2 protein-coding genes are annotated in these 3,202 nt (G+C 40.8%); both read left to right on the plus strand.

The window, feature by feature from the left end; genetic code table 11:
- On the plus strand, positions 1 to 2,270 hold a 2,270-nt coding region (locus tag PSF16_RS16980; protein WP_272689762.1), incomplete at its 5' end, for a DUF2339 domain-containing protein.
- A gap of 2 nt (positions 2,271 to 2,272) precedes the next feature.
- Positions 2,273 to 3,202 (plus strand): DUF3999 family protein (locus tag PSF16_RS16985; RefSeq protein ID WP_272689763.1); only part of this gene is annotated, 930 nt, incomplete at its 3' end.

Below are 3,202 nucleotides of genomic sequence, written 5' to 3' on the forward strand. Positions count from 1 at the left end.
TTTTATTATTATTTCTAGGTGTTGCTTATTTACTCAATTACAGCGTGCAAAATGAGATTATATCTCCAGAATTAAGATTAGTGTTTAGTGCCGCTGGCTGCTTAGTTTTACTCTGTGTTGGTTGGTGGCTACGCAAGAAAAAAGCATTATTTGGCTTGATCTTACAGGGTGGAGCAATTGGGTGTTTATACATAACCGTTTTTGCTGGCTTTAAGCTGTATGCCATGATCCCTTATGGATTTGCATTTGTGGCAATGCTCATTATCTGTTCGGCAAGTATTGCTTTAGCGTTGTTACAACGCACTATTAGCTTGGCAGTCTTGGCATCTCTAGGGGGATATTTAGCACCAATATTACTGTCTTCTGGGGGCGGGAGTCATATTGTTCTATTCTCCTATTACCTCATGCTATCGATAGGTATTTTGGTGATTAGCTTTTGGCAAGCATGGCGCCCATTAAACCTAGTCGGAATGTTCATGACTTATGGGGTAGCAGTATTATGGGGAATGGAACATTACAATTATGATTATTATCTCTCCTGCCAACTATTTATCATTGCCAACCTGATTGTATTCAATGTATTAACTCAATTATTTGCTTTACGTTTTGAGCATAGTAAACAGCTAGTCGTCGATAATACTTTATTATTCTTCCCGCCATTGATGAGTATTTCGCTGCAATTTGCTATTTCGGGTGGAATAGGATTATTGCCAGCCTTTATTTCTTTACTCATCGGTTTGTTGTATCTCATAGCAAGTATCAGGCTCCATAAACGTTTTAGTTCCGTGGGTAAAAATATGGCATTGGGCAATATTATTATTGGTGCTAGCTTTGTTACGTTAGCAGTACCCCTTGCTCTGTCATTTGAATGGACAACGATTGTTTGGTCATTACAAGGCTTTGCCATGTTGTGGTTTGCGCTCAATCAAGGGCACAAAAAATTGGCGATGACTTCCTGCTTACTTATTGCAATTAGTGCATTAATGATATTAAGCGATTACCCATACTATTATTGGAGTGACAATGTCATTTATATGATGCCAAGCTTAATCGCGGTTTGCTTTTTTGCAGGCGGGTTATTTCATGTGCGTCATAAAGAAACACGTTATTTCACTGTTCTCAGTTACCTATTTTTATTCCTCGGTTTATTAGTCTGGTTTGCTTGGGTGCCTGAATTTACCAGTATGCTGTCATGGAATAGCGAAGTTGAAAGTCTAATCATTTTGGCATTGGTGTTGATTTCAGCATGGTGCTGGCGTCTTGGTGGTCAAAAAATTAATTGGATCCCATTAGTTCTATGTCAGTTCTTACTATGGGCAGTGGCATATTACTATTTAGCATTAGATTTTATTGATGCAAATAATCCTATGGGGCGCGGTGAAGGCTCACTCATCTGGCCGGTCATTCTTGGAAGCTCAGTGCTATTTGTGATGCATGCTTATCGTACTCAGAATCTCTATATTCGGCGCGGAATGCACGTTGCCAATTTATGGTTAATTATTGGGTTTGTTGCAACCCAAGTTCACTGGTTTGTGGTGAATCTTCCATGGGGAATGCATGAGCTGGGTTACTTTATTTACATCATGTCGATGACCTTATTGGTCTTAGTTCTCTATTGGTTGCAACATAACAAATTTGTACCGATGCGTCGAAAAGGGCTGCTGTACTGGTATAGCATATTGCCGCTTATGGCGGTGCTGGTGGTACTGTCTTCTTGGTCTAACCTGGAGGATGGGAAACTGACCTTCTGGAGCTATGTCCCATTAGTCAACCCGCTTGATGAAGCGGGTCTATTTAGCATTGCTGCGCTGTTGCTGATGCGTAAAGGCTTTATGGAGAAGCTAAGAAAAGTAACACCACTTGAAACGGGGGTGGTGAACGGACTCATGGTGGTGATCATCGGGCTAACGCTTCTTTGGTATAACGGTATCATTCTTCGTGCAACAGCGGATTTTGCCAATATTACGTGGAACCGACATATTTTATTTGACTCGCGTTTAGTTCAAACCGTGCTTTCCATTAGTTGGGGGATTGCGGCACTCGTTTGTATGGTGATTGCCGCTGTGAAGAAAAGCCGTGTATGGTGGTTTGGCGGCGCTGCCATTTTTGTGTGCGTCATAGCAAAACTTTTTCTTATTGATGTGTATGGGCAGGATGGTATTTCCCGTGCGGTCTCTTTTATTGCCGTCGCGGTGTTGATCTTGGTTGTAGGGTATTTTTCTCCATTACCACCAAAGCATAAAATGGACATTGAGATACAGGAAAAATAGTTATGAACTGTATGAAAGTAGCAGTGAAATACGCAACAACATTAGGTGGGTGGTTAACACTTTTTTCCTCGATATGCTTATTTTCATCTGGGAGTTATGCCAACGACTCAAAAGCCGATAACTTGAAAGAGGTAAACCCTTATGACTTCTATCAAGGAAAAGAGCTTTCTACTCCAGACAGGAACAGTCCGTTTTATTGGTTAGAGTTACCTTCAGAGGCTTATATGGGGTCTGCCTACCCTGATACTCTGCAAGATGTTCGTGTCTTCAATGGGACGGGAAATGAAATCCCGACAGCGTTGTTTTTTGATACTAATAAATCAATTGCGACGACGAATGTGAACTTTAATTTTCAACGTTTAGTGACGCGTCCAGATAATGTGAATTCTAGCGATAACACTCAATTTGATAGCCAATATTTATTGGTGGAAACCGAACCTGGCAAAACGAATCGTATTGAATTACCCAATCTGCAAAGAAAAGAAAAAACCACTTATCAAGCGTATTTTTTGACGCGTGATCAACTTAAAGAAGCCGGTGTTTTGTCGAATTTAAATTTAGGTTGGGATCAAAGTAACCGAGATTGGCAAGCAAAAGTGTTCGTCTATTTCAGCACCGATAAAAAAAATTGGGTGAACATTGCCGCTAATCAACCTGTAATGAGCTTGAAGCTAGACTCTGGGGTTGTGGCAAGCAATACCATTGAATTATTGAGAGAGGAAAGTACGGGACCTGTTGCACCCTATCTTATGTTAGTGACAGTGAGTACACCAGAAAATGAAATCCCACTTTTACAATCGGTCACGGGAATTCAGTATGTGATGAATTCCTTCCACCGTCAGGAATCTTTCTTATTTGAAGTAACAAATGATGGTATTACGCGAGAGCAAGTGATTTATCGTTTGCCAGCACCTCAGCCGTTGAACGAAATT

The sequence above is a fragment of the Providencia sp. PROV033 genome, from assembly GCF_028484855.1.
GTDB classification, from domain to species: domain Bacteria; phylum Pseudomonadota; class Gammaproteobacteria; order Enterobacterales; family Enterobacteriaceae; genus Providencia; species Providencia alcalifaciens.